The organism is Actinomycetospora sp. CA-053990 (genome assembly GCF_050948445.1).
In the GTDB taxonomy this organism is placed as follows: domain Bacteria; phylum Actinomycetota; class Actinomycetes; order Mycobacteriales; family Pseudonocardiaceae; genus Actinomycetospora; species Actinomycetospora callitridis.
On sequence record NZ_CP192043.1, the window covers coordinates 2,901,009 to 2,925,921 of the forward strand.

At 73.2% G+C, this 24,913-nt stretch carries 28 protein-coding genes; 13 read left to right on the plus strand and 15 right to left on the minus strand.

Translation table 11 applies throughout. The features are described 5' to 3' along the window. Positions 1–23 precede the first annotated feature (23 nt). On the minus strand, positions 24–770 hold the full coding sequence (locus ACQPYN_RS14925) for a GAF and ANTAR domain-containing protein (protein WP_433038151.1): 747 nt from the start codon (positions 768–770) through the stop codon (positions 24–26). 96 nt (positions 771–866) lie between these two features. After that, positions 867–1,076: a hypothetical protein gene (locus tag ACQPYN_RS14930; RefSeq protein ID WP_433038153.1), complete on the minus strand. Its 210-nt coding sequence runs from the start codon at positions 1,074–1,076 to the stop codon at positions 867–869. Between the two features lie 230 nt (positions 1,077–1,306). Between ACQPYN_RS14930 and ACQPYN_RS14935 the strand changes: the two genes are divergently transcribed. The 4 genes from ACQPYN_RS14935 to ACQPYN_RS14950 all read left to right on the plus strand — a co-directional run bounded on the left by ACQPYN_RS14935 (position 1,307) and on the right by ACQPYN_RS14950 (position 4,049). Then, the gene (locus ACQPYN_RS14935; protein ID WP_433038154.1) at positions 1,307–1,843 is read left to right on the plus strand and encodes a DUF308 domain-containing protein; all 537 of its coding nucleotides are present in this window, start codon (positions 1,307–1,309) and stop codon (positions 1,841–1,843) included. A gap of 30 nt (positions 1,844–1,873) precedes the next feature. After that, positions 1,874–2,704, plus strand: coding sequence for an STAS/SEC14 domain-containing protein (locus ACQPYN_RS14940; RefSeq protein WP_433038156.1), 831 nt, complete (start codon positions 1,874–1,876; stop codon positions 2,702–2,704). A 75-nt stretch (positions 2,705–2,779) separates the two neighbouring features. After that, on the plus strand, positions 2,780–3,193 hold the full coding sequence (locus ACQPYN_RS14945) for an STAS/SEC14 domain-containing protein (RefSeq protein ID WP_433038158.1): 414 nt from the start codon (positions 2,780–2,782) through the stop codon (positions 3,191–3,193). Between the two features lie 49 nt (positions 3,194–3,242). Beyond that, complete coding sequence (locus ACQPYN_RS14950; RefSeq protein WP_433038160.1) at positions 3,243–4,049, plus strand: DUF6544 family protein; 807 nt, start codon at positions 3,243–3,245, stop codon at positions 4,047–4,049. A gap of 40 nt (positions 4,050–4,089) precedes the next feature. Here ACQPYN_RS14950 and ACQPYN_RS14955 read toward each other — a convergent pair whose 3' ends face one another. The 3 genes from ACQPYN_RS14955 to ACQPYN_RS14965 form a co-directional block, all read right to left on the minus strand. Next, entirely contained in the window at positions 4,090–4,719 is a 630-nt protein-coding gene (locus ACQPYN_RS14955) for an Hsp20/alpha crystallin family protein (protein ID WP_433038162.1), read from the minus strand. Between the two features lie 219 nt (positions 4,720–4,938). Further along, positions 4,939–5,895: an ion channel gene (locus ACQPYN_RS14960; RefSeq protein ID WP_433038164.1), complete on the minus strand. Its 957-nt coding sequence runs from the start codon at positions 5,893–5,895 to the stop codon at positions 4,939–4,941. Then, the gene (locus tag ACQPYN_RS14965; protein WP_433038166.1) at positions 5,892–6,122 is read right to left on the minus strand and encodes a hypothetical protein; all 231 of its coding nucleotides are present in this window, start codon (positions 6,120–6,122) and stop codon (positions 5,892–5,894) included. Before ACQPYN_RS14965 ends, ACQPYN_RS14960 begins: the two co-directional genes overlap by 4 nt. A gap of 272 nt (positions 6,123–6,394) precedes the next feature. Here ACQPYN_RS14965 and ACQPYN_RS14970 point away from each other — a divergent pair, with 272 nt between their 5' ends. Beyond that, positions 6,395–7,813 (plus strand): M23 family metallopeptidase, encoded by a 1,419-nt coding sequence (locus tag ACQPYN_RS14970; RefSeq protein WP_433038168.1) that lies wholly within the window; start codon positions 6,395–6,397, stop codon positions 7,811–7,813. 25 nt (positions 7,814–7,838) lie between these two features. Here ACQPYN_RS14970 and ACQPYN_RS14975 read toward each other — a convergent pair whose 3' ends face one another. From ACQPYN_RS14975 to ACQPYN_RS15000, 6 genes are all read right to left on the minus strand, one after another. After that, entirely contained in the window at positions 7,839–8,159 is a 321-nt protein-coding gene (locus tag ACQPYN_RS14975; protein WP_433038170.1) for a rhodanese-like domain-containing protein, read from the minus strand. A 41-nt stretch (positions 8,160–8,200) separates the two neighbouring features. Then, positions 8,201–8,986 carry a sulfite exporter TauE/SafE family protein gene (locus ACQPYN_RS14980; RefSeq protein ID WP_433038172.1) on the minus strand — a complete coding sequence of 262 codons (786 nt, stop codon included), beginning with the start codon at positions 8,984–8,986 and terminating at the stop codon, positions 8,201–8,203. A 117-nt stretch (positions 8,987–9,103) separates the two neighbouring features. Further along, entirely contained in the window at positions 9,104–10,501 is a 1,398-nt protein-coding gene (locus ACQPYN_RS14985) for an MBL fold metallo-hydrolase (protein ID WP_433038174.1), read from the minus strand. A 66-nt stretch (positions 10,502–10,567) separates the two neighbouring features. Further along, positions 10,568–10,834 carry a metal-sensitive transcriptional regulator gene (locus ACQPYN_RS14990; protein ID WP_433038176.1) on the minus strand — a complete coding sequence of 89 codons (267 nt, stop codon included), beginning with the start codon at positions 10,832–10,834 and terminating at the stop codon, positions 10,568–10,570. 194 nt (positions 10,835–11,028) lie between these two features. Beyond that, positions 11,029–11,343 carry a hypothetical protein gene (locus ACQPYN_RS14995; protein WP_433038178.1) on the minus strand — a complete coding sequence of 105 codons (315 nt, stop codon included), beginning with the start codon at positions 11,341–11,343 and terminating at the stop codon, positions 11,029–11,031. An 87-nt stretch (positions 11,344–11,430) separates the two neighbouring features. Beyond that, the gene (locus ACQPYN_RS15000) at positions 11,431–11,733 is read right to left on the minus strand and encodes a hypothetical protein (RefSeq protein WP_433038180.1); all 303 of its coding nucleotides are present in this window, start codon (positions 11,731–11,733) and stop codon (positions 11,431–11,433) included. Between the two features lie 203 nt (positions 11,734–11,936). Here ACQPYN_RS15000 and trxA point away from each other — a divergent pair, with 203 nt between their 5' ends. The 4 genes from trxA to ACQPYN_RS15020 all read left to right on the plus strand — a co-directional run bounded on the left by trxA (position 11,937) and on the right by ACQPYN_RS15020 (position 16,326). Beyond that, positions 11,937–12,380: a thioredoxin gene (gene trxA, locus ACQPYN_RS15005; protein ID WP_433038182.1), complete on the plus strand. Its 444-nt coding sequence runs from the start codon at positions 11,937–11,939 to the stop codon at positions 12,378–12,380. Positions 12,381–12,422: 42 nt separating this feature from the next. Further along, positions 12,423–12,833: a DUF302 domain-containing protein gene (locus ACQPYN_RS15010; RefSeq protein ID WP_433038184.1), complete on the plus strand. Its 411-nt coding sequence runs from the start codon at positions 12,423–12,425 to the stop codon at positions 12,831–12,833. 279 nt (positions 12,834–13,112) lie between these two features. Next, positions 13,113–13,841, plus strand: coding sequence for a hypothetical protein (locus ACQPYN_RS15015; protein ID WP_433038186.1), 729 nt, complete (start codon positions 13,113–13,115; stop codon positions 13,839–13,841). 31 nt (positions 13,842–13,872) lie between these two features. Continuing rightward, complete coding sequence (locus ACQPYN_RS15020; RefSeq protein WP_433038188.1) at positions 13,873–16,326, plus strand: glycoside hydrolase family 65 protein; 2,454 nt, start codon at positions 13,873–13,875, stop codon at positions 16,324–16,326. Between the two features lie 18 nt (positions 16,327–16,344). On the opposite strand, the gene ACQPYN_RS15025 is transcribed toward ACQPYN_RS15020, so the two are convergent. Further along, entirely contained in the window at positions 16,345–17,010 is a 666-nt protein-coding gene (locus ACQPYN_RS15025; protein WP_433038190.1) for a DUF305 domain-containing protein, read from the minus strand. 669 nt (positions 17,011–17,679) lie between these two features. Here ACQPYN_RS15025 and ACQPYN_RS15030 point away from each other — a divergent pair. Continuing rightward, complete coding sequence (locus ACQPYN_RS15030) at positions 17,680–17,991, plus strand: hypothetical protein (RefSeq protein WP_433038192.1); 312 nt, start codon at positions 17,680–17,682, stop codon at positions 17,989–17,991. On the opposite strand, the gene ACQPYN_RS15035 is transcribed toward ACQPYN_RS15030, so the two are convergent. The 3 genes from ACQPYN_RS15035 to ACQPYN_RS15045 form a co-directional block, all read right to left on the minus strand. Further along, a complete protein-coding gene (locus ACQPYN_RS15035) occupies positions 17,978–19,243 on the minus strand; it encodes an NRAMP family divalent metal transporter (protein WP_433038193.1) in 1,266 nt (421 codons plus the stop codon). The genes ACQPYN_RS15030 and ACQPYN_RS15035 overlap by 14 nt on opposite strands. Further along, complete coding sequence (locus ACQPYN_RS15040; protein ID WP_433038195.1) at positions 19,227–20,117, minus strand: hypothetical protein; 891 nt, start codon at positions 20,115–20,117, stop codon at positions 19,227–19,229. Before ACQPYN_RS15040 ends, ACQPYN_RS15035 begins: the two co-directional genes overlap by 17 nt. 66 nt (positions 20,118–20,183) lie before the next feature. Continuing rightward, positions 20,184–22,670 (minus strand): cation-translocating P-type ATPase, encoded by a 2,487-nt coding sequence (locus ACQPYN_RS15045; protein WP_433038197.1) that lies wholly within the window; start codon positions 22,668–22,670, stop codon positions 20,184–20,186. A gap of 200 nt (positions 22,671–22,870) precedes the next feature. On the opposite strand from ACQPYN_RS15045, the gene ACQPYN_RS15050 reads away from it, so the two are divergent. The 3 genes from ACQPYN_RS15050 (at position 22,871) to ACQPYN_RS15060 (ending at position 24,877) form a co-directional block, all read left to right on the plus strand. Continuing rightward, on the plus strand, positions 22,871–23,599 hold the full coding sequence (locus tag ACQPYN_RS15050; protein ID WP_433038199.1) for a hypothetical protein: 729 nt from the start codon (positions 22,871–22,873) through the stop codon (positions 23,597–23,599). Then, a complete protein-coding gene (locus tag ACQPYN_RS15055; protein ID WP_433038201.1) occupies positions 23,596–24,105 on the plus strand; it encodes a universal stress protein in 510 nt (169 codons plus the stop codon). Before ACQPYN_RS15050 ends, ACQPYN_RS15055 begins: the two co-directional genes overlap by 4 nt. Before the next feature lie 133 nt (positions 24,106–24,238). Beyond that, complete coding sequence (locus ACQPYN_RS15060; RefSeq protein ID WP_433038893.1) at positions 24,239–24,877, plus strand: response regulator transcription factor; 639 nt, start codon at positions 24,239–24,241, stop codon at positions 24,875–24,877. Positions 24,878–24,913 lie beyond the last annotated feature (36 nt).

A 24,913-nucleotide genomic window follows, 5' to 3' on the forward strand; every position in this document is an offset into this window, starting at 1 on the left:
TCGCAGCGGCACCCGAGGGTTCGCTAGGCGTGGCGGCCGCTGCCCTGGGGTCGGCTCGTCATCGGGTCGACGGTGCCGTCCAGGAACTTGCGGGCGACCTCGGTGAGGCGCTCGCCGTGGTTCCGGGCATAGCTGCGGAGCAGCGAGAAGGCCTCGTCCACCTCGACGCCCCCGCGTTCGGCGAGCATCCCCTTGGCCTGCTCGATGATCACCCGGCTGTCCAGGGCGGTCTGGAGCTGTTCGACGAGCTGGCTCAGCGTGTCGGCGGTGCGGTCCTTGATGATGCTGATCGTCGCGATGTCCGCGAAAGCCTGAGCGGTGAGCAGGTCGGTCTCGGACACCGCGCCCGTCTGGTCGCCGAAGAGGTTGAGCGCGCCGATCACCGTGTCCCGGACCCGCATCGGTCGGGTATGGACCGATCGGTAGCCGCGGTCGTGGGCGTGGGCGCTGAACGTCGGCCACCGCCCTCTCGCACGGTCCAGGTCGAGGCAGGTGACGGGCTGGCCCTGGCGGAAGGTGTCGAGGCAGGGGCCCTCGTTGTTCTGGAGCTGGAACAGCTCCAGCAGCTCGGTGCGCTCGTGGGAGGACGCCACCGTGTGCAGCGAGCCCTTCCGATCGGTCACCATGATCCCCGCGGTGTCGACGGCCAGCAGCTCGACACAGGCGGTGCTCAGGTTGTACAGCAGGTCGATCACGTCGTAGTCGGCAACGAGGGTGTCGGCGAGGCTGACGAAGACCTCCCCGAGCCGCTGCTCGCGTGGCTTGCCCATGACGGCATTGTGGCGGAGTCCTGAGTGATCTTCCGCCTGGACCGGACCCGAGGGCACCACGGGTCGGGCGCGAGACGACTCCGTCGACAGGGACGGTCAGGTGTCCCCGGCCGAGGCGAGTGCGGCGGTCATCAGCTCCGGGTCCACCCAGCTCGTGGTGTCGATACCGTTCTCACGAGCCCGGTCCACCAGGTCCAGGAGGCGCGCGGCGTAGGCGGTCGCTTCGTGGGGGAGGCCCTCGCGGCGGGCTTGCCGTAACCCGTCCTGTGCCCGGGTGATCCCTTCGTGCAGGGCCGTCTCGAACATCGACACCCATCCTCTCCGGCTTCGAACCAGCACGGCGCACGGCCTGACCGCGGGCCCGACCACCATCGAACGCCGGGTCGAGCGGGGTGGCGAGAGGCTCTCGGGCCCGAGGGACCGGGCCTTCCGGCCCGGAGGGGGACCGACGCCCCCTCACGACCGGGTCCGAAAGCCCCTACCGGGAGCACCCGCCCCCCAGCATCGTCCCCGCCACGGAGCGGAAGGAGATGGTCATGGCGACCGTCATGGAACGACGCAGGACCGGCTGGGACGTCGCGCTCGGGATCCTGTTGCTGCTGGCCGGGTTGTTGGTGCTGGGCAACGCGGTGGTCGCGACGATCCTGTCCGTGCTGCTCCTCGGCTGGATCGCGATCGGATCGGGTGTCGTGACGCTGGTGGGCGCCTTCGTCCGCCGCGAGTCCGGCGTCTCCTGGTCCGCCGCGCTCGGCGGGGCCGTGCTCATCGTGCTGGGCGTGATCATCGTCCGCGACCCGCTGGCGGGCGCCGCAGCGCTCACGTTGCTGGCAGGCGCGCTGTTCCTCGTCGTCGGCGTGACCCGGCTGTTCGCCGGGGCCCAGGTGCCACAGGCCCGATCCCTGCTGATCGTCAGCGGAATCCTGTCGATCATTCTGGGTCTGGTCGTGCTGTTCAACCTGACCATCGCCGTCCCGTCCCTGCTGGGCCTCCTGCTGGGCATCCAGATCGTCATCGAGGGCGTGACGCTGCTCGTCGCCGGCCGGCTGCGGCCCGGCCCCGTGGCGGCACGCTGACGGAGGGCGGTCGAGACCGACGGAGGAGACATGATCGAGAAGCTGTCCGACGTCCCGCCCGAGATCGACGGCGTCCGGGCCGGCGGTCTGCTCACCCGTGAGGAGTACGACGCCGTCGTGCTACCTCTGCTGCAGGAGGCCGAGCGCGCGGACCGACGGCTCCGGGTCCTCTGCCAGATCGAGGACGACTACGCCGGAGTGACACCCGCCGCGCTCTGGGAGGACCTGCGGCTGGGCGCCCGCGCCATCGGACGCTTCGCGGCCTTCGCCGTGGTGACCGACCTCGCCTGGATGCGGGTGGCGTGCCGCGTCGCGGCCTTCGCGGTGCCGTATCCGCTGCGCGTGTTCGGGATCCGGCAGCGGGACGAGGCCGTCGCGTGGCTCCTGGCGCTGCACGGAGGTCCCCGCATCCACACCCGGACGTACCCCGCGACCGGGGTGGTCGTCGCGGAGGTCGACCGCGCACTGCGTACCGAGGACATCGATGCGCTGGCGGCCGCCGTCGACGACGAGCTGCGGTCCGCGCGCGAGCTCCGCGGCCTGGTCGTGCACGCCCCTCGGATCCCGGGCTGGGCGAACCTCCCGGCGCTGTGGCACCACCTCGGCTTCGTGGCGGGGCACGAGTACCGCGTCCGGCGCCTCGCACTCGCCGTCGACGGCGTCCTGCCCGCCGCGGGCGCGGCCGTCGCCGACGTGGCCCTGCACCCGGAGGTCCGTCGGTTCCCCTACGACGACCTCGACGTGGCGATCGGCTGGGCCGGGGCCGGGGCCGAGGACGCGGGCGTTCCGGCGGCCGGCGACGCACGCTCCGGGGCCGAGGTCCGCGGACCCCGGGACCACCGGGCGAACGTCCACCCCTGACCCCGGTCACCGCGGCGGGCCGTCACCGCCACCCGACGCGCCATCCCACAGCAGGACCGATCGGAGGAGGAGACGATGCTGGAGACGATCCCGGACATGCCCCAGGGCATCGTGGCGATCAAGGCCGTCGGGACGATCACCGCCGAGGACTACGCGAGCGTGGTCGGGTCGATGCTCGACGAGGCCCAGGCGGACGGCCGACGTGTGCGCGTCCTGCTGCAGCTCGGCCCGGAGTACGAGGGCTTCACCGCGGGCGCGGTGTGGGAGAAGGCCGGGACGTGGATGCGGCATCCCGGCCTGTGGCACGAGATCGAGGGGTACGCCCTCGTGAGCGACATCCACTGGGTCGCCGAGCTGGTCCACCTCGCGGGTCTCCTGGTGCCCTTCCCGATGCGCGTGTTCGGCAACGACGCCCTCGACGAGGCCGCCGCCTGGTTGGCCTCTTCAGCCGAGCGCAGCACCCCGGCGGACCTTCCGCAGGGAGCCTGACGTCTGTGGAGACTGCCGACCGGGTGGCCGACACGCAGGAGGTCGTCGGATGATCACCGAGCGAGACCTCGACGGCCTGTTCGGCCCCGGGGCACAGGCCGCGACACCCGCTGACCCGTCCCCGCCCGCCGGCCCCGCCGCGCCCGAGCCGGCGGTGTTCTGGCCCTGCGACCTGCGCGACCGGGTGCCGCCCGCGGTGGTGCGCTACTTCGCGGGATCGCTCCTCCCGGGGGCGCCGGTGGTCCCCGCGGTACGCCTGCGGATGCGGGGATGGCTGCGGCTCGGACCGCTCTGGCTCCCGCTCCGCGCCGAGGAGGAACTCGCCCCACGACAGGGTTTCCACTGGTCGGCGACGGTCGGTGGGCTGATCCGCGGTGCGGATACGGGAGGCGCCGGCGCCGGTCGGATGCACTGGAGCCTCGCGGGCCGGGTGCCCCTGGTCGACGTCGAGGGGTCCGACGTCGCGCGCAGCGCCGCCGGACGCTGCGGTGCCGAGGCGATCTGGGCGCCCGCGGCTCTGCTGCCGGCTCCGGATGTCGTGTGGACCGCCATCGACAACCGACACCTCCGCGTGCGGTTCCCGGTCGGCGAGACCCCGGTGGACCTCCATCTCCACCTCGACGAGTGCGGCCAGCTGCGGGCCTTCCGCACGCTGCGGTGGGGCGACCCCGGAGGGACCGGACGCTGGGGCGCGCACCCGTTCGGCGGTCGGGTGTCCGCGATCAGGCGCTTCGGCACCTCGATCGTCCCCGCGAGAGGTGCGGTGGGCTGGTATCCAGACGGGCCCGACGCCCGCCGACGGGAGTTCTTCCGGTTCCGTCTCACCGCCCTGGTGCCCACGACGCCCGGGCCCTGACGCCACCTCACCGCCCGTCGGCGCGGCTCGGGGGTCGCGCTCAGGACGGACTCCCGTCCTCCGTGTCGCCGCCCGGGGCCCGCTCGACATGCCGTACGGGGATCTCGACACGCTCGGTCGGCGTCCGTGGTGCCGGCAGGTGCATACGGACGGTCAGCACGCCGTCGGCGTAGGACGCGGTGATCGTCGACGGGTCGGTGTCCGGCGGGACGGCGAGCTCGCGGTGGAAGGTGCCCGTGCGCCGCTCGCGACGGCGCAGGCCGGCGGTGTCCGACCGATCGGTCCCAGGAGCGGCCTCGCGCACCGCGTGCAGGAGCAGTCGACCGCCCTCCGCGGCGACGGTGATGTCGCCGGGGGCGAAGCCGGGCAGTTCCGCGTCGACGACGACGGCATCGTCCTCGACGCGCTCGTCCACTGCGATCGCGGTCATGCGCGGGTGCCGGCCGAGGAAGCCGTCGGGGACGGGCGCGCTCAACGTGTCGACGACCGCACGGGCACCGCGGAGGAGGGCGCCGGTGATGCCGCCCGACGGTGCGGGCTGTGCGGTGTCGGTCGCGCTCTCCGCCGTGGCGGTGGTGGCGGTCTTCGTCGAGGTGCCCGCCGCCGTCGCTGCTGCGATGTCGGTTCGTTCGGGGGTGCCGGCGCGTCGGCCCCGCGTCGTGGAAGCCATGGAGCTCCTCCTGTCGTCGAACCCGGCCGCTCGGGCCGGCAGACCAGATCGCCACCGGGAAGCCCCGTCGAGCAGGGCCGGTGGGCCCGGCGGGACGCGACCGAGGGCCCGGAGATGCCTGGGCGCGGTCGTCCCGCCCCGGCACGGCGCCCTGATCGGCCTACGCATCGGGGGCTGGCACCGCGTCGGTCCGCTGAGCCGGCGGCTCCCCTGTCGAACCTACGACCCCCGGTCCTCCGGGAGGCGGTGGCCGCCGGGAGGAGGCGGCCCCGGGGTATCGATACCCGAGCCGACGCCTCCGACGGCGTGGTCGCGGGCGTAGGCCTCGAGCACGTCCCGCGTCGAGTCGCCCGGGAGCCCGAAGCGGCCGACGATCCCGGCGGCGAAGTCGTCGATCGCCCGCAGCAGCAGCCCGCCGTGGAAATGGGCGTCGGGGCAGGTGCTCTGTCGGCGGGCCTGCTCGGCGAGGTCCAGCAGATGGCTCATCACCGCCGGCAGCGCGAACCGCACGTCGTCGTCGTGGAAGTAGTAGGTGATCGGGAAGGTGACCAGGTCGCGCTCGCTGGCCACCAGCCGCGAGGTCAGGTCGGCGTACACGCTGGGGGGCAGCGGTTCCGGCGGGCCGGGGTCGGCGCTGTCGTTGCCGACCTCCTGCAGCAGGCGGATCTCGTAGGCCAGGGCCCGGCGCCGGGAGAGCACGGGGAAGATCGAGAGCAACCACGACACGCTCGCGGTCAGCAGCCCCAGTCCCAGCAGGGCCTCCAGCGGGGCGGCCAGGCGCAGCAGTCCGTGCGCGGGCGAGACATCGCCGTAGCCGAGCGTGCTGAGGGTGACCAGCGAGAAGGACAGGGCGTCGAGCAGGCTCGTGCCGACGGCGCCGAGCTCCGTCGCGTGCAGGAAGCCCTCGGGCATCCACGGCCAGTACACGAGGGCCCAGCCGAACCCCAGGAACGTCGTCCAGCTCGCCACGACGACGAGGAACGAGAGGGGGCCGGCAAGTGCCAGGGTCCGCGAACCCGGCAGGTGATGACACACCGACCACGTCGCGCTGATCTCCGTTCGGCTCAGCGAGTGCCGCCGCGGGTGCGAGAACAGGGTGGCGAAGACGTCGAACAGTGCGGTCGCGATCAACGCCACGCCGACGCCCGAGCTGAGCACCACGCTCGTGGGCGTCATCGCGTCTCGGGCCCGCGGGGTGCCTGCGGGAGCGGGTGACGTCGCTGCAGCCGGTGCACGTAGGCGGTCAACGCCGCGAGCAGCACGACGGTCGCGACACGGCGGGCGGTCTCCTCGCCGAGCCGTGGCTGGAGGACCGTGCCCCGGACCGTGCCGTTGAGCACGGCCAGCAGCAGCAAGCCCAGCCAACTCGGGAGCCAGAGGCGATAGGCCGTGGACGATCTCATGACCGGAAGCGTTCCTCGCCGGTCAGGGTTCGCGCAGGGCCGTGCGACCTCGGTGGGACGGTCGTGGGGCCCGTGGCTCCGGTCGGAACCCCGCGAGGAGCGGGAGGAGCGTCCGGGAGTGGACCTTCGGCCCGGAGCGGGGGGACCTTCGCGGGCTGCGGCGAGCGGCGCGGACACGACAGGGTCGCCTTCGCGAGAGGCAGAGATGGTCGTCGGCTCCGCGGCGTGCGGCGCACACAGCAGGGTCCCTCTCCGACCGCGGAGGTGTGACCATGTCGACGACGCAGGTACGTATCGCTCGACGCCCCGATCCCGGCAGGTCCGCCGGGGCGCGGTGGTGTGCCGGCGCTCTGTCGGTGATGTGGTTCGCCGCGACCGCCCTCGGGGTGCTCGACCTGCCGGCCTTCGCGGTCGTGGTCGTCCTGGGTGTGCTCGTCATGCTCTCGATCGAGCCCGACGTACGTCATCGGCATCGCGGCGTCGCCGCGACCCGGCGCAATCTCGTCCTGGCCATTCTCACGGCGTCCGCGTTCGTCCCGGTCGCAGTCGGCGCGGATCTCCTGGTCGGCCGGTTTCCCTTCGAGTCCGTACCCGTCGTCCTGGGCGCGGTGGCGTCCGTGTGCGTGGCGATCCCGCGTCTGGCCGAGACGCGCGAGTTCCCCGCCCCGGCCGTCCTCGGACACCGCGAGCTGATCCTGGGGGTCACGGGGCTCGTCTCCGGCGTCCGCGCCTACCAGACGGGCGAGACGGTGATCGCGATGGTCGCGTTCGCCGTCGTCCTGCCCGTCGTCATGGTCGTTCGCCGGGTCCGTGCCGGCGCAGGCTCACCGCGCTCCCTGGCACGGCGGACCTTCGGGCTCCAGGCCGCGAACCTCTGGCTCTTCCTCGCGGTCCTGGCCGCCGCCGGACTTCCCGGCACGTTCTTCGTCTGGCGGTCCTACCTCCCTGGCGCCGAACCGTTCGTGACCGCGGTGTTCTGGATCGGCCTGGCCGTCGCGGCGGTCCTGGTCGCCCTCCCGCTGCAGCGCATCTCCTTCGCGACCAACCTGCTGGCCCTGCTCGGCACGGCGGTCCTCATCGCCCAGCTCGTCGGCACCGTGACCGCCCCCCGCGACCCCGTCGTGGTCGGGCTGCCGCAGGCCGGTCGGTGGGAGGCCATCTCGGCGGGGCGGAGCGCGCTGGTCAACAACCACTGGACGCTCGCCGTGCAACGTGACGCCATCGACTTCGTCGAGGTCGTCGACGGCCGGACCCACGACGGAGACGGGAGCCGTCTGGAGGACTTCCTCATCTTCGGGCAGCCCGTTCTCGCCGTCTCGGACGCGCGGGTCACCGAAGCCTCGGACGGTCTCCCCGACCTCCCCATCGGCGGGTACACGCGGCGCGACATGGCCGGCAACCACGTGATCCTCGACATCGGCGGCGGCCACTACGTCCTCTACGGGCACCTGGAGCAGGGCAGCGTCCGCGTCCGGGCGGGCGAGCAGGTCCGGCGCGGCCAGGTGATCGGCCAGGTCGGTGACTCCGGCAACTCGGGCGAGCCCCACCTGCACCTGCAGGTGCAGAACAGGCCGTCCTTCGACGTCGAGGACCGGAGCATCCGCACCTTCCCGATCCTGTTCCTCGACGCCACCGTCGCCGACGTACGGCGTGGCGACTCCGTGGCACCGTCGGCCGGTGCGGCACGGTGATCGGCAGGGTCCGGGGCCAGGTGCATCAGCCGACGTGGGTCGGCCGGCCCGTCGCGGTCCAGGCGCTGGTTCCGCCGGCCACCGACACGGCGCTGATCCCGGCGGCACCGAGAGCCTCGGCCGCCTCGATGCTCCGGCGTCCGGAGCGGCAGATGGCGGCGATGGGTCCGACGTGGCGCAGCTCGCCGACGTGACCGGGGAGCTCGTCGAGCGGGATGTTGAGCGCGCCGGGGACGTGCCCGGTGGCGTACTCGTCGCGGCCGCGGACGTCGAGCACGACCGGGGGCGCCACGTCGTCGCGGGCGGCGGCGAGCTCGTCGACGGTGATCTCTCGGACGGTGGCCATGGTTGTTCCTCTCCTGGGGGTGGGGGCGTGGTCGGTGGGGTTCACGCGGTCACGGTGACGAGGACCTGCGTGGTCACGCCGACGGCGACGAGCAGGACCAGCACCGCGAACCCGCGTCGCAGGCGGGCGGCAGGAATGTGGCGGGCGAGCCGCGCGGCGGGGAGGGACGCGACGATGGCGGCCAGGGCGAACGTGGCGATGACCGGCCAGTCGAATCCGACGCCGGCGTCGGCGCCGATGAGGTAGGGCGCGAGCCCGGCGGCCGAGTTGACGACGATGACGACGAGCGAGGTCGCCACAGCGATCGGGGTGCGCAGTCCGAGGGCGATGATCATCGCGGGTACGAGAAGGAATCCGCCGCCGACGCCGAGCAGACCGGTCAGGAACCCGACGGCGAGCCCGGTGGCGATCGCGCGCGGCAGGCAGCGTCGCCACGCGACCCCGCCGTCGGGTAGGTCGCAGACGCCGCCGGACTCGTCGGTGGCGCGCAGCATCCGGACCCCGGCGACGATCATGATGGCGGCGAAGGCCAGCAGGAGGATCTGCTGGTCGAGCCGGTGGTTGACCACGCCGCCGAGCAGGGCGGCGGGTACCCCGGCGGCCCCGACGATCGCGGCCAGGCGCCAGTTGACGTCCCGGCGGGCGCGGGGAGCGACGGCGACCGCGGATGCCAGTCCGATGACCACGAGCGAGGCCGGGACGGCCGCGGAGAGCGGGAGCCCGAGCCCGTAGACCAGGGTGGGGACGGCGAGGATGCCGCCGCCCCCGCCGACCAGGCCCAGCAGCGCGCCGACCACGGCGCCGAGCAGCGCCGCGAGCCCGAACATCGCTCAGCCTCGCGGGGCCCGCGCCGGCACGCGGGCACGGGCGTCGTCGGCCCCTGTCGTCGGGGCGGCGCCGGGGGTCATGGGGAGTCCTCTCGAGTCGTCGGGGTGCGTACTCGCTCAGCCGACGGGTGCGGGTGCCTGGTCGTGGGCGATGGGCAGTCCGGACTCGGCGGCCTCGGCCCAGTCGTCATCGATCACGACCAGCTCGCGGTCCCGACCGGCCTCGGTGGCGAGCAGGGAGGCCGCGACCGCGGCGCGGTAGCCGGACCCGCAGTAGATCCACACCTCGCCATCGGGAACCTCGTCGCGTCGGGCGAGCAGCTCGTGCAGCGCGATGTGCAGCGATCCGGCCACGCCACCGCCGGCGCGCTCGTTCTCGGTGCGGGCGTCGACGACGGTCACCGTCGCCGGGTCCCGGGCGAGCAGGCCGGAGAAGTCCGAGACCCGGTAGGACGCCAGGGTCGCGTCGCTGGCGAGGGTGTCGATCGGGCCGGTGGCCGCACCCGCGAGGCGGTCGATGCCGATCCGCGCGAGCTCGCGCCGGGCGTCGGCGATCTGCTCAGGTGTCTCGCCGACGAGGGTCAGCTCGGCGTCCTCGGGCAGCAGCCATCCGAGGTAGGTGACGAAGGGCTCGGCGAGCTCGAACGAGAGCGAGCCGGGAAGGTGCCCGGCGGCGAACGCGGTGCGCTCACGCAGATCGACGACCCACTGGCCGGCCCCGATGCCGGCCTCCAGGCGGGCGCGCAGCTCGACGGGCCCGACCGGCTCCGGCGCCGACAGGTCGACCGGCGCGGGGCCGGCCGCGTTGGTGGGCCCCATGCGCGCGTAGTAGGCGGGGTAGGCCCCGAGCCCGGCGATCAGGGTGTCGACGAAGTCCTGCTCGTCCCGGGTCAGCGCCGGGTTGGCCGTCCGCTGCTCGCCGACCGTGGAGGCTTCGGCCGTGGGCGGGGTCGCCGAGCAGAAGCTGCCGAATCCGTGGGTCGGGTACACCACGGCGTCGGCCGGGAGCCGGTCGACCAGGCGGCGGACGGAGTGGTACTGGGCGTGGGTGAGCTCGACGGTGTCGGCGGGGGAGACCAGGTCGGTGCGCCCGGTGGTGCCGTAGAGCATCGAGCCGCCGGTGAACACCGCGTGCACGGCACCCGACGCGTCTGCCAGGGCGTAGGACAGGTGGTGGTGGGTGTGGCCCGGGGATGCCAACGGTCGAAGCCGTATCGCCCCGACGACGATGTCGTCGCCCTCGCGCACCGGGGTGCGGTCGAAGCCGACGTGGTCGCGGGCGTCGACGAGGTAGGTCGCGCCGGTGCGGCCGGCGAGCTCGAGGCCGCCGCTGACGTAGTCGTTGTGGATGTGGGTCTCGGCGACATGGGTGATCCGCACGCCGAGCTCGTCGGCCAGGGCGAGCACGCGGTCGATGTCGCGCTGCGGGTCGACGACCAGCGCGACCCGTCCGTCATGGGCGAGGTAGCTGCGGTCACCGAGGCTCGTGGTGGCGATGATCTGCACATCGATCATGATGGTTCCCTACCCGGTAGGGTATCTACCGTTGCTGCGTCGGTCTGGAAATCGTGGCGGGCGCGGTCAGGCGAGGGAGAGGAAGAGCTTCTCCATCTCCGCGACGTCGACGGAGCGCTCGCCGTCGTCGGTCTCGGTCATGCAGTGCCGCAGCCCGGTCGCGATGATCTTGAAGCCCGCCTTGTCGAGAGCGCGGGACGCGGCTGCCAGCTGGGTGACGACGTCCTTGCACTCGCGGCCGTCCTCGATCATGCGCACGATCCCCGCGATCTGACCCTCCACCCGCCGGAGCCGGCTGACCACGTCGGTGAGCTCGGCGGCCTGGACCTGCATGGTGGGCTCCCCTCTGGCGTCCCGGTCGGGACGCTGTACCACTACTATACCCCTGGGGGTATGAGACGGGCCGTCCGCGCGCACACGTTCACGGTGATCCCGGCCATCGGTTCGGACGACGCCGTGGGCGCTCGGGGCAGCGTCGGCGTCGGCGGTGTCCGAGAGGTCGGCGCGCAGCAGCAGTCTCCATCACGTCACTTCGAGCTCGTCGCGGTAGCGCCCGGCTGCTCCGCTTCATCGTCGAGTCGGGCGAGGTCGACGTCGGTGGTCGCCTCGGCGCGGGCCCGGACCCCGCGCAGCATCTGGCGGGACATGACGAAGTCGGCAGGCACGACGAGCGCCCGGTACAGGCCCGCGACCCACCACGGCCGCAGTCGGGCCCGGGTGCGGAAGACGAATCGCGTGCGGTCGACGCCGGCGGGTTCGAGGACGAAGGCCCAGGAGAAGTCGATGCCCGCGCGGTAGCGCTCGGCCCAGCCCGGTGGCAGGTGCTCGGTGGAGTGCAGCACCAGGTGCTGCGGCGGGTCGAGCCGCTCGACGACGAACGCGCAGAGCGCCTCGGGTGGACCGTCGAGGATGCGGTCGCCGACCGCCAGCTATTGCAGCTCCGGGCGCAACGTCTCGGCACTGGGGCCGTTGGCGGGAAACAACAGCCGGTCGACCCAGCGGGCGGTATACCACTGGCCGCGGCCCCAGCCCAGCTGAACCAGCCAGGGCCACACGTGGGACGGGGGCGCGTGGATCGTGGTGGCGTGCGTGGTGACGATCTGCGGCTCGGGGCAGAGCTCGTCACCGGGGAGAAGGCGGTGCCGTTCTGCGCTCGTGCTCCCGAAGGACCGGCCGAGACGCTGCAACGCGACGTAGCCGACGCCGGTCAGCGCTGCACCGGCGACCAGCACGCGCTGCCTCACCGGTCGCCGATCGGGAGGTGGGGCGACCTGTGCGGGTCGTCCGCGCCGGCCTTCGGTGTCCATGTCGGCACGGTGCGAGGTGCCGGTGGCCGTGCACAGGGACCCCGGGTGGTCGGTCGCACGCCCAAGGGCCCGGCTCGGACGCCCGGACGACCCTGGCCCGGCCCCCGCGGGCGAGGGACGCTCCGAGCGTGTCCTTGCCCGTGTCGTGCCCCCAGTGCGGGCGTGCCAACCGCATCCCCCCGACCGCGGCCGGCAGCCCTCGGTGTGGTCATTGCCGCGCCGCGCTGCCCTGGATCGTGGACGCCGACGACCACGACTTCGCCGACATCGCCGAGGGCGCTCGCCTGCCCGTACTCGTCGACCTCTGGGCCGCCTGGTGCGGGCCGTGTCGCATGGTCGCTCCGGTCGTGGAGCGTGCGGCGCGGGAGTACGCCGGGCAGCTCAAGGTGGTCAAGGTCGACGTCGACGCCGCGCCCTCCGTCGCCGCCCGCTATGAGGCCCGGAGCATCCCCACGCTCCTGCTGCTGCGTTCCGGTCGCGTGGTCGGTCGTCAGGTCGGCGCACCACCGGGCGACCGGCTCCTCGCGTGGGTGGGTGCAGAGCTGGACCGGGAGACCACGGAGCACCACTGACCCGGCCGTCCACGGGCCGGAGCGAACGACGAGAGGACGACGATGGAGACGAGCGAGATCCGGCTCGACATGCCCTACATCGACGCGGTCGCCCGGGTGCGCGAGGCGCTCGCCGCCGAGGGGTTCGGCGTCCTCACCGAGATCGACGTGAAGGCCACGATGGCCGCGAAGCTCGGCGTCGAGTTCGAGGACTACGTGATCCTCGGTGCCTGCAACCCGGCGCTCGCACACCGCGCGCTCGAGGTCGACCGGTCGGTGGGTCTCCTGCTGCCCTGCACCGTGACGGTGCGCGCGGAGGCGGACGGCGCCCGGAGCATCGTCGAGGTGCTCGACCCGCAGGTCATGGTCGCGATGACCGGCATCGCCGGCCTGGCGCCCGTCGCCGACGAGGCCGGCGCCCGCCTGACGCGCGTGCGGGAGGCACTCGCGGGGGCGACCACGGCGCGGTCCTGAGCGCCGCCGCCGCCCGGGACTCGCCCCGGCCCGCGCGCCGATCACCTCGACGACGGCACGGCGAGGCCCACGCACGCGCCGCGCGCGGCACATCCGGGGCAGAGATCGTCCTCCTGGTCTCACCCGCCGATCCGCCATGAGGGTCTCGGCCGTCGGCGCCGGCAGCGGTCGGTGAGGTCGGTCGACCTCCTCGGCGCGGGTCGGGCGACTCTGCCGACCTGGATGTACCGAGCCCATCATCGGGGGGTCCGCGCCACCCGTCAGGAACGAGCCGTCGAGATGACCTCGCCGTCCGGATCGACCTCGCTCCCGCTCGAGGCGATCCTCAACCTCGCCCACTTCCACGGGGAGCACGAGCGGTTCTACTCCTCCTCGCCCCTCGAGACGGCCCTGCGTCTGCAGCGTCACGGGCGCACGCTCCAGGCGTTGGCTGACCGCTGGTCGACCGTCGTCCCCACGCCCCGGGCCGCGATGAACCCGTACGAGGGGGCGGACGACCTCAACAGCGAGGCGGCCATCGCCCTGGACGGCGCCCTGTTCATGGAGGGCGGAGGCCGGCCCGTCGAGATCACCGCCATGATCGCGGAGCTCCGGACGCATGCCGACGGCTTCGCACGGGGCGGGGAGTGGCTGGCCGCCGCGATGCAGAGCAGCTGGGAGGTCGCGGCCTCCCTGCTCGAGGTCGATGCCCTGGCCGACGTGATGGGGGAGCGGCACCGCATCATCACCAACGACTGGCTCGCCGCCCACATGCAGTCGGTGATCGCGGTGCTCCTCCTCCGCGCCGCCGAGATGCTCGACCACGTCGATCTCACTCCCGACGCGCTGAGAGCCGACCTGGCCGCCGACCGCGTCAGCCCGTCCCGGATGAGGTCGGCGGCCGAGGTGATCGCACGCGCTGCCGATCTCTGCTGCCAGTCCGCCGAGCTGGTCCACGACAACGAACGCCGCTGGCGAATGTTCCGGGAACGGACCGAGCAGATCGTGTCCGACCTCGCCGCGGGCTGATCGCGCGGACCGACGGACCGGAAGGGGCGACGTGGCGGACGCGTGGACCGTGGAGTGGCACGGCATCGATCTCGCGGACGAGGGCCGACGCGAGGCACTCTGCACCCTCGGGAACGGGCGTTTCGCCACGCGGGGAGCCGCCCCCGAGTCGGTGGCCGACGGTGTGCACTACCCGGGCACCTACGCGGCCGGCTGCTACAACCGGCTCAGCGACGAGATCGCCGGCGTCACGATCGAGAACGAGAGCCTGGTCAACCTGCCCGACTGGACGGACCTGCGGTTCGCGATCGAGGACGGTGAGTGGATCCAGCTGTCCGCCCGGAACGTCGTCGAGCACCGGGTGGCCCTGGACCTGCGGCGCGGCCTGCTGATCCGCGTGACACGCTTCGACGATCCGAGGGGTCGACGCACGACGATGCGGCAACGACGTTTCGTGCACATGGCGCAGCCCTACCTCGCGGGGCTGCACACGGTGTTCACGGCCGAGAACTGGGACGGCAGGCTCCGGATCGCCTCCGGACTCGACGGCCGCGTGGTGAACTCCGGGGTGGAGCGCTACCGCGACCTGGCGGGCCGGCATCTCGAGACGATCGGCACCGGGCACCCCGCACCCGGCACGGTGTTCCTGGCGGCGCGGACCACCTGGTCGCAGGTGCTGGTCGCCGAGGCCGCCCGGGTCACGGTCGTGCCCGGGAGCGGCACCCGGAGTCCGGCCCCTCGGCTGTGTGCGCAATCGGACTCGGTGTGCCTGGAGTTCGATCCGGAGCTACGCCGCGGCGAGCCCCTCGCGGTGGAGAAGATCGTGTCCCTGGTGACCTCGCGGGACCCCGCGGTGGCCGAGCCGACGACCGCCGCCGTCTCCGCGCTGGCGGACGCGCCGACCTTCGACGAGCTCCTGGAGACCCACGAGCTGGCGTGGCACCAGTTGTGGCGGCGCTTCCGACTCGACCTCACCGACGGCGAGGAGGCCACGACGGACGAGACGCTGCGCAGCCTGCGCCTGAACCTCTTCCACGTCCTGCAGACCCTGACGGAGCACAACCTCGACGTCGACGCGGGCATCCCGGCGCGTGGCCTGCACGGGGAGGCCTATCGGGGGCACGTGTTCTGGGACGAGCTCTTCGTCTTCCCGGTGCTGACGCTGCGTCTGCCCGGGCTCGCGCGGGCGCTGTTGCGCTACCGCACCCGCCGGTTGGATGCGGCGCGACGTGCTGCCCGTGCCGACGGTCACGCCGGGGCGATGTACCCATGGCAGTCCGGCAGTGACGGTCGGGAGGAGAGCCAGCGGGTCCATCTCAACCCGCGCTCCGGGAGGTGGATGCCGGACACCAGCTCCCTGCAGCGCCACGTCGGGCTGGCCGTCGCGTACAACATCTGGCAGTACTACCAGGCCACCGCCGACCTCGAGTTCCTCGCCGACCACGGGGCGGAGGCGATGCTCGAGATCACCCGCTTCTTCGCGGGCCTCGCCACCTACGACGCGGCCCGCGACCGTTTCCGCATCCGCGGGGTCATGGGGCCGGACGAGTTCAGCAGCCGCTACCCCGGCGCCGAGACGCCCGGGCTGGACGACAACGCCTACACGAACGTCATGACCGTCTGGCTTCTGGGACGGGCCCAGGACGTGCTCGCCGCGCTGCCGACCGCCCGTCGGACCGAGCTCGTCGAGCGGCTCGCGATCACTCCGACCGAGCTCCTGCGCTGGCGCGACGTCGCACGCCGCATGTACGTCCCCATCGCGCCGGACGGGATCATCAGCCAGTTCGAGGGCTACCGGGATCTCCCGGAGCTGGACTGGGACGACTACCGGAGCCGCTACGGCGACATCCGACGACTGGACCGCATCCTGGAGGCGGAGGGCCGCTCGGTGGACGAGTTCCAGGCCTCCAAGCAGGCGGACGTGCTCATGCTGTTCTTCGTCTTCTCCGCCGACGAGCTCCGCGCACTGCTCACCGGCCTCGGTTACGCACTCCCGCCCGAGGTCATCCCGCGCACGATCGAGTACTACGTCGCCCGCACGGCGCACGGCTCCACGCTCAGCGCCCTCGTGCACTCCTGGGTCCTGGCCCGGGCCCACCGGGCGCAGGCACTCGAGCACTTCGAACAGGCACTGCAGAGCGACATCGCCGATGTGCAGGGCGGGACGACCGCCGAGGGTGTGCACCTCGGCGCGATGGCCGGATGTGTCGATCTGCTGCAGCGGTGCTTCGCCGGGCTCGAGACGAGGCACGACGCGCTCTGGTTCAACCCCCACTGGCCACGCCGGTTCGGCCGGCTGGAGTTCTCCCTCCAGTACCGCGGCCGACCGGTGGACGTCGTGGTGTCCGGGCGCGAGGTCCAGGTGTCCGCGGGGCCGGGGGCCTACGGGCCGGTTCGGGTCGGGTGTGGCGACCGCGTGCTGGCGCTGCACCCCGGCGAGTCGGTCCGCTTCACCGCGGTCGGGGTGCTGGAGGACGCCGACGCCGACGCCGCCGCAGAGGGCTGAGACGTGGCCGACCCGCCGCTACCGCGGCCACCCACCGCCCTGGCCCATCCCGCCCTGGCCCATCCCGCCGGGGCCCATCCCGCCGGGGCCGGTCGAGGTCGGGAACCAGCTGGTCAGGTACCCGCGCATCAGGACGATCTCGCTGCGCTGTACGTCGCGCACCGTGCCGGCGAACCCGAGGACCTCGGGGTGGAGGGGTCCGCCGGCGATCAGGACACGTTGGGACATCATCACCGCGCTCATGTGGTGGGGGATCATGTCGGTGAGGAAGGCCCGGTCGAGGTCGTCGCCGGACAACGCGGAGAGGTCGCGCATCATCGGGCGGTACTCGGGTCGCGGTTGCCGGGGGTACCACGTCGCCAGCCACCCGGTCATCTGCTGGATCTCGACGCTCTGGGTGGCGACGATGCGCTGCCCCAGTGCGCGCATCTCGGGACGGGGCGATCGCGCGAGCTGTGTCGCGGCAGCGACGGCTTCCTCGTGGTGGGGGATCATCTCGGCGAGGTAGCTCGCTTCGTCGACACGCGGCCCTCCCATCATCGGCATCGGTACGTCGAGGCCGCCTGCCGTCGGCGCGACCGAGGTCGTCGGGGGCGTACCACAGGCCGTGCCGGCGAACGCCGTGATCACGATGATCAGCAGCCCGCCGAGCACGGGCCGGCGACCCCGCTTCCACTGCACCATGACCACACGGTGGTCACCGCGTCGGCAGACCCTCAGGGCCGAAGGGCCCGAGCTCGCGGTCCGACCGGACTCCGACGTCGAACCCCTTCCACGCCGTGGTGGTGCCCTTTCGCAGGGCCGTGTGCGGAAGAGCAGGCTGCCGAGCAGTATCACCACGACGAGGAAGACGTGAAGGTCCTCGACGATCCCGATATCCCGCCACCGCATCTCCTCGAGTGCGAGGCGCCCGTGAATGGACGCCGCCGGAGGCCATCGATGGCCGGTCTGACACCACCTGATTGCATGGCACTGATTCAGGTGCCCGAATGTGATTCAGGGGGCATTGCGACCTCGACCCGGTGAGGTCCATCGTCACCGTGTAGTCATCAGGCCCAGCCCCCGTCGTGGTGGCGACCGTGCCTCTGCGCCGGCGCTCCGACAGGAGGCCCGTGCGCAGCGCACTCCACGACGGCGCCGACGCGTCCGTCGAGAGCCCGACGCTGTCCCGGAGCGCGACCCATGAACGCTGCAGCTCCACCCCGTGTCGTGAGGGCGAGTCCCTCGGATCGTCTCGTGCTCCTCCAGGAGGACCTCGGTCCCAGACTCGATCATCTCCTGCGCGAGCTGATTCGAGACGGGCTGCACCTGCGGATCGAGAGTCAGAACGGCCAGGGTCCCGCGTCCTTTCCCGTGGACGGCGGACTCCGGCTGTACGGCGACGCGGGCATCCTCAACACCAGGACCGTTCGCGCGGTGCTCGAGTGCGCGATCGAGGGCGCGGGCGACGACTTCCAGCTCGACCTCGACGGCCTCGACTACCTCGCGCTGATGACCTGGGCCGCCGTTCTGCAGGTCACCCAGGACTTCCGGAACCAGGGGGGCGTCCTGCGCGTTCACGCCCGGCGGAGGACCAGACGGCTCCTCGCCATGTCGACGGTCCTCGAGTCGGACCGCACGAACCTCCGGATCTCATCGCTGGCCGCCACTGCTACGCCACGCTGAGCACGAACAGCGCTCCGACGCACAGGGCGATGACGGCGATGGTGGCGAGGTAGAGCGCGGCCGCGGGCCGGCTCGCGGTGTGGTCGCCCATCAGGTCGCGGTCGCGGGCGATCCCGTACATGAACACCAGGAGGGGTAGCAGCAGGACCGCGTTGAGGACCTGGGAGAGCACGAGGATCGGGATCAGCGGTGCGCCGGGGAGGAGCACGATCAGCGCCGACACCCCGATCACCACGACGTAGGAGAGGTAGAACGGCCTGGCGTCCGTGAACCTGTCGTCCAGGGCTGCCTCGGAGCCGGTGTACTCGCAGATCGAGTAGGCCGTGGACAGCGGGAGGATGGCCGCGGCGAGCAGCGCCGCCCCGATGAGCCCGACCGCGAACAGGGCGCTCGCGAGGCTCCCGGCGAGGGGCTCGAGCGCGCCCGCGGCGTCGGCGGCGTCGTTGATCGCGACCCCCTGGACGTGCAGGGTCGCTGCGCAGGCCACCACCACGAAGAAGCCGATGACTCCCGTGAGCACCGCGCCGGTGGCGACATCGATCCGTTCGTAGCGCAGGTCGGCGACGGTGAGCTTCTTGTCCACCGCATAGGACTGGATGAAGCTCAGTCCCCACGGCGCGAGAGTGGTACCCACGGTGGCGGTGGCGATCAGCACGGCGTCGCGGGTGAGCGGCATGGTGGGGACCACCAGGCCGTGCAGGGCCTGTCCCCAGTCGGGGCCGGCGAGAATCCCGGCGGCGACGTAGGCGACGAACACGGCGGACAGCCCGATCAGGATGTGCTCGACGCGGTGGAAGTTGCCGCGGTTCACCAGCACCGTCACCGCCACGGCGGCGACGGGCACGGCGACGTAGCGGCTGACCCCGAACAGCTCGAAGCCCCCGGCGATGCCGGCGAACTCGGCGCAGGTGGTGCCGACGTTGGCCGCGACGAGAACGACGAGCGCGATCCCGCCTGCGCGGACGCCGTAGCGCTGGCGGATGAGCCCGATCAGCCCCTGCCCCGTGACCACCCCCATCCGCGCGCCGAGACTGTGGAACACGATCAGGGCGAGCGTGGAGAGCAGGAGCACCCAGAGCAGCTGGTAGCCGTACTGGGCGCCGAGGACCGAGTAGGTGGTGATGCCGGCCGGGTCGTCGTCGGACAACCCGGCGAGCAGGCCGGGCCCCAGGACGGCGACCAGCGCCAGGAGCCGGGTGCGGCGGCCGGTGCGCACGCTGCCGCCCGGCGCCCGGTCACCGGTCGAGGTCACGGCCGCCCTCCGGGTCGGGACGGTGGTGCGCGGCACGGGCGGTCGGCGGCCCGTGCCGCCGCCACCCCCGCAGTCGCCGGAACCGGCGCCCGCCCAGCGGCGACTGCGAGCTCACCACGGTCCGGTACCGCTCGTGGGCGTCGGCGGGAAGCTCGTCGATCACGCTCTTGGCGTCGGCCGGTTCGAGCGCCAGCATGATGCTCCGGCCGACGGCCGGGTGGGCGCGAGCGACCGCGCCGGCGGCCCGCCGGGGTCCGACCGCCTGGACGACCTCGGCGGCACTCGTGACGTCGAGCCGGGTGAGCAGTTCGGCCAGATCGTGCGCATCGAGCTGGTGCACGGCGGCCGTCGTCGTCGCGAGGTGGACGTCGTGACCCCGCGCGGAGGTCAGGTGCAGGTCGCGCCAGTCGACGGCCCGCAGGGGCAGCCGCTCGCCGAGCCGCCGCAGCCCGAGGCGGCGGACCACCGCACCGCTACCGACCTCGACGGCGGCGACCTCGAGCCGACCGTCGGCCAGCCGGGTCATGACCACGTCGGACACGCGCGAGAGCCGGTGGCCGGCCACGTCGACGATCTGGGTGTCCAGCACGTCACGCACCAGCAGGAGCTCGTCCTCCTCCAGCGGGTCCTCACCGCGCCCGATCACGAACCGGTCCCACGGCCCGACATCGCGCAGCCGGACCTCGGAACGCTCGAAGGAGGCGACGGCGCTCCACGGCACCAGGTGCGTGATCTGTCGTCGGGAGCCCACCGCCAGCCGGGCGACGACCGGGTGCTCGGCTCCGAGCCGGGCGGTCAGGTCCCGCAGGTGCCCGACGACGCTGCCGTCGGCGGCCCGGACGCCCTGACCGGTCTCTCGGCTCAGGACCAGCACGGCCGGAGCCTAGGCGAGTCGGCGAGGCTGCGGGACGACCGTCACGGGCACGCCCGGAGGGACGATCTACGTCACTCGGCGCCTGCCGACCCGGCGGGCGACGAGACCCGCGATCACAGCCCCGCCGAGGGCCACGGCCAGGCTGCCGGGCGCGGGTGTCGTCGTCCGCAGCAGCGTCATCAGCGGGGGCACCGTCACCGCCGCGATCTGAGCGAGGACGGCCGCGGCCACGGCGATCGACAACCAGTCCCGCCCGTGCCGTGGCAAGCCCCGCGGTCGTCGGGCCCGCAGCCCGACAGCCGCACCGAGCTGGCCGAGGCCGAGCACCAGGAACGCGACGCTGCGCGGGTCGTCTCCACCGACGAGGAGCATGGCGCCCACGGTCAGCGCGGCCACCGACGCACCCACCACCAGTACCGCGAGCCAGAGCCCGCCCGCGAGCACGGACGCGCCGGGCCGTCGCGGCGGGGCCGCCATGACGCCCGGCTCGGACGGCTCGGTGCCGAACGCGACCCCGGGCAGGCCGTGCGTGAGGAGGTTGATCCAGAGGATCTGCCCCGGGAGCAGCGGCAGCGCCACACCGATCACCGGGCCGACGAGCATCACGAGGACCTCGGCCAGCCCTCCCGCGAGGGCGTAGGCGAGGAAGCGCCGCACGTTGGCGTGGATGCGCCGCCCCTCGTCGACCGCCGTCACCACGGTGCCCAGGTCGTCGTCGGCGAGCACGAGGTCGGCGGCCTGCCGCGCGACCTCGGTGCCGCGCCGGCCCATCGCCACCCCGACGTCGGCCCGCCGGAGCGCGGGTCCGTCGTTCACCCCGTCGCCGGTCATCGCCACGACCTCGCCCCGGGCCTGCCAGCCGACGATGAGGTCGAGCTTGCGCTCGGGTCGGCATCGCGCCACGACGTCGGCGTCGAGCAGCGCGCGCTCCCGGTCGCCGGTCGACCCGTCGGCCTCGTCGTCGGGCTCGTCGGGAGTTGCGACCCGGGCGGGCCGCCCGCCCCGGCCGGTGAGCCCCACCTGCCCCGCGACGATGGCGGCCGTGGAGGGGTGGTCGCCGGTCAGCACCACGGTCCGGATCCCCGCCCGGTGACAGCCCTCGAGGGCGGCGCGGGCCGCCGCTCGGGGGCGATCCTGTAGCGCCACGACGCCCACGACATCCAGACCCTGCTCCACCTCGGCGACCGCGGGCAGCGCCGTGCGACGGGCGGCGGCCACCACGAGCACCCGCAGCCCACGCGCGGCCGCGTCCTCCGCCCAGTCGCGCGCCCGGTCGGCCCGGACCGAGATCCCGGGCGGGGGGAGCAGGGCCTCGGGCGCGCCCTTGCCGACGACCAGGAACGACTCCGCATCGCCGCTGTGCCAGGTCGTCATCCGCCGGCGGACGGCGTCGAAGGGCAGCGCACCCAGCCGAGGATGGCGGGCCCGGACGGCCGCCACGTCGATCCCGCGGCCGCGGGCCCAGTCGACGAGCGCGGCGTCGATGGGATCCGCGCCCGGCACGGACCCATCGGCCCCGTCCGAGCCCTTCTCGGGCGCGTCGTTGGCCAGCACCGCGGTCCTGGCGAGCTCCTCGGCGGCGTCCTGCTCGGGGTCGGTCCAGGTCTCGGCGACCCGGAGCCTGCCCTCGGTGAGCGTCCCGGTCTTGTCGGTCGCGAGCAGGGTCACCGCCCCGAGCGTCTCGACCGCCGGCAGGCTACGGGCGACCGCGTGCCGCGCGGCCATGCGCCGGGCCCCGAGGGCGAGCCCGAGGGTGACGACGACCGGCAACGACTCGGGCACGGCCGCGACCGCGAGGCTCAGCGCGGCCACGAGCATCAGTACGGGGGGCTCGCCGCGGGCGATGCCGAGGACGAACACGATTACGCACGCGACCGCGATGACGAGCGCCAGCCGACGGCCGAGGACGGCGAGCTGGCGCTGCAGCGGGGTGCGGCGCGACCGGGTGCGCACCAGGCCCTCGGCGATCCGCCCCATCGCGGAGGCCGGCCCGGTCGCCCCGACGACGATCTCGCCCCGTCCGCGGATGACGACGCTGCCCGAGAGGACCTCCGTGCCGGGGCGGTGCGACTCCACGGGCATCGACTCGCCGGTGATCGCGGCCTCGTCGAGCTGCAGCGACTCACCCCACACCACGGTGCCGTCCGCGGCGAGGACGTCGCCGGCCGCCACCACGAGGACGTCCCCGGGCACGACCTCGCGGGCGGGGACGGTGCGCACGACTCCACTGCGCCGGACCCGTGCCCTCGCGGCCCCGAGGCGGTCCAGGGCCTCGACGGCGCGGTCGGCCCGGATCTCCTGCACCACCCCGACAGAGGTGTTGCCGACGATGACGAGCAGGACGACCGCCGCGTCGGTGTGGTCGCCGATCGCGACCGTGACCACCGCGACCCCGACGAGGACGAGGACCAGAGGATCGACCAGCTGCGCGCCCACCCGTCGCACGACCGAGCGTCGGCGGGGGCGCGGCAGCTCGTTCGGTCCCTCCCGAACGAGAAGCGCGGCCGCCTCGACGTCGTCGAGACCCTGGCCGGGTGGCGCGGGCCTCGTCATGGGGCGCGACGGTGTCGGCGGGCGGGCTCCCCGCACCAGGGCCGGAGGTCACGGCGGAGGCCGCCGAGAGCCCGCCGGTCCCGGTCCGAGGACCCCGGCGGACCGGACCTCGGTCCCTGTGCCGGAGATGCTCGGCCCGGCAACGTCTCGGGTGGACGGGACGTTCGGCACGACCCGTGGGAGATCGTCGGGGAGGAACCATGGGGCACCAGGAACGGGCTCTGCTGCGGCGGTGGGTCCCCGTCGTCGCCCTGGCGGAGGTCCTCGGGTTCGCCCTGGCCGCGGTCGTCGGGGTGCTCACTGTCGGGTCCCCCGTGGTCCTCTCCCTACCGTTGCTGGTCGCGGCCGGGGCGGTGGAGGGAGCGCTGCTCGGCACGGGGCAGGCCCTGGTCCTCCGGAGCGCCCTCCCCGCGATCTCGGTGACCCGCTGGGTCCTCGCGACCGCGGGGGCCGCGGCCGTGGCCTATCTCCTCGCGCTCCTGCCGTCGACGACGGCGACGGTCACGGCAGCCTGGCCCGCTCCCGTGCTGGTCGTGTCGACGGTCGCCCTGGGCCTCCTGGTCCTCCTGACGATCGGCCTCGCCCAGTGGTGGGAGCTCCGCCGTCACGTCGAGCCCGCCGCCGCGTGGATCGGTGTCACCGCCCTGGCGTGGCTGCTCGGCCTCGGGATCTTCCTCGCCGTCGCGACGCCGCTCTGGCACGCCGGCCAGGCGGTCCCCGTGACCGTTCTGGTCGGTCTCGTCGCCGGCGGTCTCATGGCGCTCGTGATGGCGGCGGTCACCGGCGTGGGGCTGGTCGTCCTCCTCAGGGGCCCGCAAGGGCGGGCCACGGGTCCCGGGACCTCCGGAGAGACGTTCGGCCCTGGGGTCGGGCCGGCCGAGGGCGGATCGTCCGGCGCGATACCGGTGCGACGCGGGGAGCGATCATGAAGGTGTGGGAGGACGGCACCCGGGTGCCGGCGCGTGAGGGAGGCCGCCCGACCGTGGTCGTGGGGGTCGACGGGTCGCCGGGCTCGCGTGCGGCGCTGGTCGACGCGATGCGCTCCGCGTCCCGGCGAGGCGCCCGCCTGCACGTGGTCGCGGTCTACGAGCCCCCCGAGTGGCGGCTGGGCCCGACCCCCGGCGCGCCCCTGCCGAGCCGCGCCCAGATCGAGACCGAGTTGCTCGCCGCGGTCCGTGGGATGGTCACCGACGTCGCCTACGAACTCGGCGGGGAGCACCTGCGGCGTCCCGAGGTCGATGTCGTCGCGCTTCCCGGCGATGCCGCCGAGGTCCTGGTCGAGGCGGCCGAGGGTGCCGACGAGCTGGTCGTGGGCCACCGCGGCCGCGGCGCGGTCGCCAGCGCGTTGCTCGGCTCGGTCGGGCTGGGCTGCCTGCTGCACGCGCCCTGCCCGGTGCGGGTCGTGCCTCGATCCTCGCCGCCGGGCGACACCTGATCGTCGGGACCTTCGACCCTGCCCGTCGCCGCCGCGAAGGACGATGCTGGCGATCACGGATGTCGTCGCGTTCACGCTCGTCGGCCCCGGTCCGTCCCCCGAACCCGACGAGCTGCAGGAGAAGGAGCGTGTCGTGACCACGGTGTTCCTGGTGGATGATCATGAGGTGGTGCGGCGGGGGGTGGCGGACCTGCTGGACGGTCACGAGGATCTCGAGGTGGTGGGTGAGGCGGGGTCGGTGGCCGAGGCCCTGAGTCGGATCCCGGCGCTGCGACCGCAGGTGGCGGTGCTCGATGTGCGTCTGCCGGACGGCACCGGGATCGAGCTGTGCCGGGAGTTGCGGTCCCGGATGCCGGAGTTGGCGTGTCTGATGTTGACCTCGTACACCGATGAGCAGGCGATGTTCGACGCGGTCCTGGCGGGGGCCGCGGGTTATGTGATCAAGGACGTGCGGGGCAACGACATCGTGAACGCGGTGCGAGAGGTGGGGGCAGGAGGGTCGTTGCTCGACGGACGGGCGGCGAGCGCCCTCATGGGTCGGTTGCGGTCGCGGAGTGAGGCTCCGGATCCGTTGGCGGAGCTGACGGTCAAGGAGCGGGAGGTCCTGGGCTTCATCGGGGAGGGGCTGACGAATCGGGAGATCGGACAGCGGATGTACCTGGCGGAGAAGACGGTGAAGAACTACGTGTCGGCGTTGTTGGCGAAGTTGGGGATGCAACGCCGGGTGCAGGCCGCCGTCCTCGCGAACAAGGTCAAGCCCGAGGAGTACTGACGGGCCCGATCGCCAGGGCCTCTTCGGGACCTTCGA

What these genes read in the sequence shown, in the direction of transcription:
- ACQPYN_RS14925 (WP_433038151.1), bottom strand. Translation starts at nt 770, where the DNA reads ATGGGCAAGCCACGCGAGCAGCGGCTCGGGGAGGTCTTCGTCAGCCTC.
- ACQPYN_RS14930 (WP_433038153.1), bottom strand. Translation starts at nt 1,076, where the DNA reads ATGTTCGAGACGGCCCTGCACGAAGGGATCACCCGGGCACAGGACGGG.
- ACQPYN_RS14935 (WP_433038154.1), top strand. Translation starts at nt 1,307, where the DNA reads ATGGCGACCGTCATGGAACGACGCAGGACCGGCTGGGACGTCGCGCTC.
- ACQPYN_RS14940 (WP_433038156.1), top strand. Translation starts at nt 1,874, where the DNA reads ATGATCGAGAAGCTGTCCGACGTCCCGCCCGAGATCGACGGCGTCCGG.
- ACQPYN_RS14945 (WP_433038158.1), top strand. Translation starts at nt 2,780, where the DNA reads ATGCTGGAGACGATCCCGGACATGCCCCAGGGCATCGTGGCGATCAAG.
- ACQPYN_RS14950 (WP_433038160.1), top strand. Translation starts at nt 3,243, where the DNA reads ATGATCACCGAGCGAGACCTCGACGGCCTGTTCGGCCCCGGGGCACAG.
- ACQPYN_RS14955 (WP_433038162.1), bottom strand. Translation starts at nt 4,719, where the DNA reads ATGGCTTCCACGACGCGGGGCCGACGCGCCGGCACCCCCGAACGAACC.
- ACQPYN_RS14960 (WP_433038164.1), bottom strand. Translation starts at nt 5,895, where the DNA reads ATGACGCCCACGAGCGTGGTGCTCAGCTCGGGCGTCGGCGTGGCGTTG.
- ACQPYN_RS14965 (WP_433038166.1), bottom strand. Translation starts at nt 6,122, where the DNA reads ATGAGATCGTCCACGGCCTATCGCCTCTGGCTCCCGAGTTGGCTGGGC.
- ACQPYN_RS14970 (WP_433038168.1), top strand. Translation starts at nt 6,395, where the DNA reads ATGTCGACGACGCAGGTACGTATCGCTCGACGCCCCGATCCCGGCAGG.
- ACQPYN_RS14975 (WP_433038170.1), bottom strand. Translation starts at nt 8,159, where the DNA reads ATGGCCACCGTCCGAGAGATCACCGTCGACGAGCTCGCCGCCGCCCGC.
- ACQPYN_RS14980 (WP_433038172.1), bottom strand. Translation starts at nt 8,986, where the DNA reads ATGTTCGGGCTCGCGGCGCTGCTCGGCGCCGTGGTCGGCGCGCTGCTG.
- ACQPYN_RS14985 (WP_433038174.1), bottom strand. Translation starts at nt 10,501, where the DNA reads ATGATCGATGTGCAGATCATCGCCACCACGAGCCTCGGTGACCGCAGC.
- ACQPYN_RS14990 (WP_433038176.1), bottom strand. Translation starts at nt 10,834, where the DNA reads ATGCAGGTCCAGGCCGCCGAGCTCACCGACGTGGTCAGCCGGCTCCGG.
- ACQPYN_RS15010 (WP_433038184.1), top strand. Translation starts at nt 12,423, where the DNA reads ATGGAGACGAGCGAGATCCGGCTCGACATGCCCTACATCGACGCGGTC.
- ACQPYN_RS15015 (WP_433038186.1), top strand. Translation starts at nt 13,113, where the DNA reads ATGACCTCGCCGTCCGGATCGACCTCGCTCCCGCTCGAGGCGATCCTC.
- ACQPYN_RS15025 (WP_433038190.1), bottom strand. Translation starts at nt 17,010, where the DNA reads ATGGTGCAGTGGAAGCGGGGTCGCCGGCCCGTGCTCGGCGGGCTGCTG.
- ACQPYN_RS15045 (WP_433038197.1), bottom strand. Translation starts at nt 22,670, where the DNA reads ATGACGAGGCCCGCGCCACCCGGCCAGGGTCTCGACGACGTCGAGGCG.
- ACQPYN_RS15050 (WP_433038199.1), top strand. Translation starts at nt 22,871, where the DNA reads ATGGGGCACCAGGAACGGGCTCTGCTGCGGCGGTGGGTCCCCGTCGTC.
- ACQPYN_RS15055 (WP_433038201.1), top strand. Translation starts at nt 23,596, where the DNA reads ATGAAGGTGTGGGAGGACGGCACCCGGGTGCCGGCGCGTGAGGGAGGC.